Source organism: Burkholderia pseudomultivorans, from assembly GCF_902499075.1.
Taxonomy (GTDB): domain Bacteria; phylum Pseudomonadota; class Gammaproteobacteria; order Burkholderiales; family Burkholderiaceae; genus Burkholderia; species Burkholderia pseudomultivorans.
Genome location: NZ_CABVPP010000046.1, coordinates 55,472 through 61,471 on the forward strand (window position 1 = coordinate 55,472; position 6,000 = coordinate 61,471).

Below are 6,000 nucleotides of genomic sequence, written 5' to 3' on the forward strand. Positions count from 1 at the left end.
CAAAACGATTCGGGGTGCGCGCACCCCGGCTGGATACGCGACCGGCGCGCGCCGGTCAGCAGAACACGGGAGACAGGATCATGACGCAGATGTTCGAGGCCGGGCTCGGCCGCCGCGACGCCAACTACGTACCGCTCACGCCGATCGACTTCCTGGTCCGCGCGGCCGAAGTCTATGGCGAGCGCCTGGCGATCGTGCACGGCGACGTGCGGCGCACGTGGCGCGAAACCTATGCGCGTGCGCGCCGCCTCGCGAGCGCGCTGGCCGCCGCGGGTGTCGCGCGCGGCGAAACCGTCGCGGCGATGCTGCCGAACATTCCGGCGATGGTCGAGGCGCACTTCGGCGTGCCGATGGCGGGCGCGGTGCTCAACACGATCAACACGCGGCTCGACATCGCGTCGGTGCTGTTCATGCTGCGTCACGGCGAGGCGAAGGTGCTGATCGTCGACACCGAGTATGCGGAGCTCGCGCATCGCGCGGCGCTCGAGGTGCCGGGGCTGAAGATCGTCAGCGTCGCCGACGCGATGCCGGCCGATCCCGCGTGCTTCGGCGGCGCGGTCGACTACGAGACGTTTCTCGCCGGCGGCGACCCCGACTACGCGTGGACGCCGCCTGCCGACGAATGGGACGCGATCGCGCTGAACTATACGTCCGGCACGACCGGCGACCCGAAGGGCGTCGTCTACCATCATCGCGGCGCGTATCTCGCGGCGATCAGCAACATCCTCGAATGGGACATGCCGAAGCACGCCGTCTACCTGTGGACGCTGCCGATGTTCCACTGCAACGGCTGGTGTTTCCCATGGGCCGTCGCGGCGCGTGGCGGCGTGAACGTCTGCCTGCGCAAGTTCGACGCGAAGACGGTGTTCGACCTGATCCGCCGCGAGCGCGTGACGCACTACTGCGGCGCGCCGATCGTGCAGAGCGCGATCGCGAACGCACCGGCCGAGCTGCGCGCGGGCATCGACCACAAGGTGCATGCGATGGTCGCGGGCGCGGCGCCCGCGCCGGCCGTGATCGCGAAGATGAAGGAGATCGGCTTCGACCTGCTGCACGTGTACGGGCTGACCGAGGTGTACGGGCCGGCGACCGTCTGCGCGAAGCAGGCGCACTGGGACGAGCTGTCCGACGACGAGCGCGCGCGGCTCAATGCGCGGCAGGGCGTGCGCTATCACCTGGAAGCGGGCGCGACCGTGCTCGACCCGGACACGATGACGCAGGTGCCGGCCGACGGCGAGACGCTCGGCGAAATCATGTTCCGCGGCAACATCTGCATGAAGGGCTACCTGAAGAACCCGCATGCGACCGACGAAGCGTTCCACGGCGGCTGGTTCCATACCGGCGATCTCGCGGTGCTGATGCCGGACGGCTATATCCGGATCAAGGATCGCAAGAAGGACATCATCATCTCGGGCGGCGAGAACATTTCGAGCATCGAGGTCGAGGATGCGCTGTACCGGCATCCGGCCGTGGCGGTCGCGGCGGTGGTCGCGATGCCCGATCCGAAGTGGGGCGAGGTGCCGTGCGCGTTCGTCGAGCTGCGCGAGGGCGCGAGCGCGACCGAGGCGGAGATCGTCGCGCATTGCCGGCAGTTGCTCGCGGGCTTCAAGGTGCCGAAGGTCGTGCGCTTCGGCGAACTGCCGAAGACGTCGACCGGCAAGATCCAGAAATTCCAGCTGCGCAACGCGGTCGGATCGGACAAGGCGATCGATCTGGCGGGGGACAAGAAGTAGGCGGGCGCTGGCCGGCGCGCCACGATGGCGGGGCAGCACCGCCGATCGGCGGCGCGCCCTTCGGTGCGTTACGCGTGGGCCGGTTCCCGAGGCGCGATACGCTGCTGAATTTCCCGTCCATGGTCGCGCTCGGCGACCTTCAAGTCATACGTGGCCTGCAGGCGGCCGGTGCGCCGGCCGGCGCCGCTCAAGCCGCGTCGGCGGTGCCGAACAGCAGGTGCGAGATCACCGACTTGTCGACCGGTTCGTCGTTGAGCGTGCTCGCCAGCAGTTCGCCCGCGAGCTGCTGCGGCGAAAACACCATGTCGGGCTTCAGCAGGCGCAGCCGTTCGAGGTTGCGCTGCTGGTTGACGAGGGCGATCGTGCGCACCGACGGCGCGAGCTCGCGGATCGCGAGGATGATGAACGCGTTCTCGGCATCGTCGGAGCGCAGCGCGAGCACCGCGCGCGCCGTCGTCGCGCCGGCGCTTTCCAGCACCGCGTGGTCGGTCGCGTCGCCGACGATCAGATCGGTCGCGGCCGGATAGCCGTGTTCGACGCCGGCCGGCACGATCACCGTGACGGCATAGCCGCGCTTGCGCAGCCCGTCGTGAACCACGTGCGCGACGGGCGTGCCGCCGACGATCAGAAAATGATGCTTGCGGATCACGTTCGAAAGCCCTCCCTTGACGATCCGTTTGAGATTGCCGCCGATCACCGGCCCGACGACCGCGCTGATCGACGTCGCGAACACGGTGATGCCGAGCACGATCACCGACGCGGTGAACAGGCGCGCGGTCGGCGAATGCGGGACGATGTCGCCGTAGCCGACCGTCGACATCGACACGATCGAGAAATAGACGGCGGTGGCGAGATCGTGGATCGGCGGCGTGAATTCGTCGCCGAGATACAGCACGCCGAAGGTCGCGTAGATCAGCAGCGACGCGATGCTGAGCAGCGCGAACAGGCTGCTCGCGGTGATGCTGGCGCGATCGAAATGCCGCCAGTAATAGATCAGCGCGACGGCCAGCACGGCCGTATAGACGAACACCGCGTGGCTGCGGTAGCCGCCCAGCACGCTGAGCGCGGCCGCGGCGACCAGCAGCAGGATCGACAGCACCCACGCGACGCGGGCGCGCAGCACGATGCCGACAGCCATCGTCGCGAGGCCGGCTGCGATCACGATCTGCGGCAGTACGACGAGGCCCGCGTTGTCGACCAGGTTCAGCGCATCGGCGAGCCATGCGTGATGCAGGCCGAGCCTCGCGTGCGCGACGACGGGGCGCAGCACCATCAGCGCATCGAGCGCGAGCAGAACGGCGAGATACCAGTGAAGGCCGATCGGCGCGAACAGCCGCCGCAGGCGCGTAGTGACGTGCTTCATGCAATCGCCCGGCGGTCCGGGCAGGCAACCAAACTGCCGCTACCCTAAAGCATTCGGCGTTTTGCTGCTTTTTCGCGGGGCCCGATCATATGCGTCGAAGCCGCCGCCCGGTTCAGTTCCAGCCGACCATGATCGCGCCCATCCCGACCAGCAGGCCGCCCGTCACGCGGTTCATCGCGCGCATCCGCGCGGGGCGCTGCAAGGTGCGGCTCAGCCGGTGCGAGAACAGCGCCATCGACGCGACGCCGCCCGCGAACAGCAGCGCGAAGCTCGTCGCGAGCAGCAGGTATTGCTGGTTCAGGCTCCATTCGGCGTGCGGACTGATGAACTGCGGAAAGAACGACGGGAAGAACAGCAGCGTCTTCGGGTTCAGGCCCGACGTCGCGACGCCGCGCCAGAACAGCGCGCGTCCGGTGTCGGTCTCGGCCGGCACGATGCCGGCCGGCGCGTGCGCGCTCGCGCTGGCCGGTGCGCGGCTCAGCCATTGCTTGCAGCCGAGCCAGACCAGATAGGCGGCGCCGGCCCAGCGCAGCGCGGTCAGCGCCCGTTCGTCGACATGCAGCAGCGAATTCAGGCATAGCGCGGTCAGCGCGAGCTGCAGCAGCACGGCGAGCGTGCCGCCCCATACGCACGGCAGCGCGCGTCGCCAGCCGGCGCGCAGCGCGTGATTCATCGTGAGCAGGTTGACGGGGCCGGGAGCGTAGACGAGGACGGCGGAAGCAGCGAGGAACGACAGGTAAAGCCTGAACGACATGACGGGAAGTACGAGAACGGGAGCAGGCGCGCTGCCGCGCGGCCGGATAGGCGCGCGGAGGCGGGGAATCGCAGCCTGCGTGTCCGGCACCGCAACTCGTGATTGCGGCCGTGCGTCCCGCTGCGAAGGGGTTGTCGCAGGGAGCGTGCCGGACGACAGGCATGGAGAAAATATATCAAGCGGCCGGATTAAAAGGCTTCCGCATTTCCATGAAAACCGACACAAAACCGGAACATCGTTCGGATAGAATCCCCACTTTCAGTAGAAGATTCTTTTGATTATGGCCACACGTGAACGCTCGCCGAAAACGCTCGACAGTCAGGATCGCAAGATCCTCGGTGCGCTGCAGAAGAACGCGCGCCTGTCGAACGCGGAACTGGCGGAACAAATCGGCATGTCGACCACCGCGTGCTGGAACCGGACGCGGCAACTCGAGGCAGACGGCTACATCGACGGCTACGTCGCGCTCGTCAATCAGCGGATGCTGGGATACGCGGACATCGTGATCCTCGAGGTCACGCTCGATCGCCACGAGGACGATGCGCTCGCGCGTTTCGGCGAGGAGCTCGCGGCGCTGCCCGAGGTGCTGGAGGCTTATCTGGTGTCGGGGGAGTACGACTACTGGATCAAGGTCGCCGTCGATGGCACGGCCGGGTACGAACGCTTCCTGCGCGAGAAGCTGTACAAGATTTCGAGCATCCGTCACAGCCGCTCGATGTTCGCGCTGCGCTGCATGAAGGATGTGCCGTCGATCCAGGTGTGAAGGACGGGGAAGACCGGCGCGCAGCGTGCGCCTGGCGGCGGGGATGGCCGTACGGCTTTCCGGTCCGGGACGCCGCAGCCTTGCGGCGCGCGTCCGGACCGGGGAAACAGGCCGACGGTGTCGCCGTCGGCGGGATTGCGTCGTGTTGCTTAGTGCGGCAGGCGTGCGTGCGCTTCGGCGATGACTTCGCAGTTCTCGAGGTGGAGTGCCCAAGCTTCTGCAATCAGCGAACCAACGCGTGCGAACCAGCCAGCGGATTCGGTGGAGTGGTTGGAAGTGTTAGACGTTTGCATGGTGAAGCCCCATATAGGTGGCGAGTTAGGGATAACCCTAATGATAGAGGAGCGTCACCGCTTTGTGAAATGCGATTTCGTTATATGAGAATTACTGACAATTTGTGTTGCTGCTTCGCAACATAAATCGGGCGTATTCCCGGCTTCAGATCGGCGTCGTAACGAGGAGGCGTTTCGAGCCGGCGAGGTCGAGCCGGGCCGGCAGACGTGACAAGGCCGCGCCGGTGCGCGCGCGGCCTTGCGAAGAAGAGAAGTCGAGAAGTCCGGAAACGGCCGCGCTACGCGCCGATCCAGCCGAACCGCCACGACAGCCGGCGCGTCGCGGCGAGCAGCGCCTGCGCGAGGGCGCTGTCCGGCCCGCGCGGGAAGCCGCGCGACGAGCCGATGATCGCGATCACGAGCCGGATGCTGCCGGTGTGATCGAACACGGGCGCGGCGACCGTCGCGATGCCGGGCACCGGCGCGTCGAACGCGAAGTCCAGCCCTGCGTCGCGGATTTGCGCCAGCCGCGCGCGGAACGCGTCGTCGGCCTGCGCCGCGCGCCCGGCGAGGCGCACCGGCTCGTCGGCGAGCAGGCCGGCCAGCACGTCGTCGGTCATGCCGGCCGCGAAGCTGCGGCCGATCGCGGTGTTGACGAGCGACATCACGGTGCCGACCTGCAGGCTCACGTGCTGCGGCCGCGCCGATTCCTCGAGACGGATCACGGTCGGCCCGAGCGGCCCGAGCGTCGCCGCGGCGACGCTCATGTCGGTCGTCGCGGCCAGCGCGACGATCTCGGCTTCCGCGTCGCGGGTCGGCGACACGCGCTGCATCGCGATCAGGCCGAGCGCCTGGCCGAGCGGGCCGCCGTCGAAGCAGCCGGCGTCGTCGCGGCTCAGCAGGCCGATCTTCAGCAGGCTCACCAGATGCGGAAACGCCTTCGCCGCCGGCATCCCGGCCGCCGCCGCCAGATCGCGCAGCGGCAGCGCGCGGCCCGCCGACACGAGCGCGAGCAGCAGTTCGCCGGTGCTGTCGAGCGCGTTGATCCCGCGCTGTGCCTTGGTGTCGTCGGCCAGTGCGGGCGGCACGCGCGGCGAGGCGGGCGCAGCCGCGGC

The 6,000-nt window shown here is 68.0% G+C and carries 5 protein-coding genes; 2 read left to right on the top strand and 3 right to left on the bottom strand.

Annotation, left to right across the window (positions count from 1 at the left end):
- The first annotated feature begins 80 nt into the window (after nucleotides 1-80).
- The gene (locus BST28156_RS25045; protein WP_174903624.1) at nucleotides 81-1,733 is read left to right on the top strand and encodes an acyl-CoA synthetase; all 1,653 of its coding nucleotides are present in this window, start codon (nucleotides 81-83) and stop codon (nucleotides 1,731-1,733) included.
- A gap of 187 nt (nucleotides 1,734-1,920) precedes the next feature.
- Here BST28156_RS25045 and kch read toward each other — a convergent pair whose 3' ends face one another.
- A complete protein-coding gene (gene kch / locus BST28156_RS25050) occupies nucleotides 1,921-3,096 on the bottom strand; it encodes a voltage-gated potassium channel protein (protein WP_174903625.1) in 1,176 nt (391 codons plus the stop codon).
- Nucleotides 3,097-3,208: 112 nt separating this feature from the next.
- Nucleotides 3,209-3,850 (bottom strand): LysE family translocator, encoded by a 642-nt coding sequence (locus BST28156_RS25055; RefSeq protein ID WP_174903626.1) that lies wholly within the window; start codon nucleotides 3,848-3,850, stop codon nucleotides 3,209-3,211.
- A gap of 280 nt (nucleotides 3,851-4,130) precedes the next feature.
- Here BST28156_RS25055 and BST28156_RS25060 point away from each other — a divergent pair, with 280 nt between their 5' ends.
- Entirely contained in the window at nucleotides 4,131-4,613 is a 483-nt protein-coding gene (locus tag BST28156_RS25060; protein WP_009695207.1) for an Lrp/AsnC family transcriptional regulator, read from the top strand.
- A gap of 571 nt (nucleotides 4,614-5,184) precedes the next feature.
- Here the strand turns inward: BST28156_RS25060 and BST28156_RS25065 are convergent.
- The coding region (locus tag BST28156_RS25065) for an IclR family transcriptional regulator (RefSeq protein ID WP_174903627.1) at nucleotides 5,185-6,000 on the bottom strand (816 nt) is incomplete at its 5' end.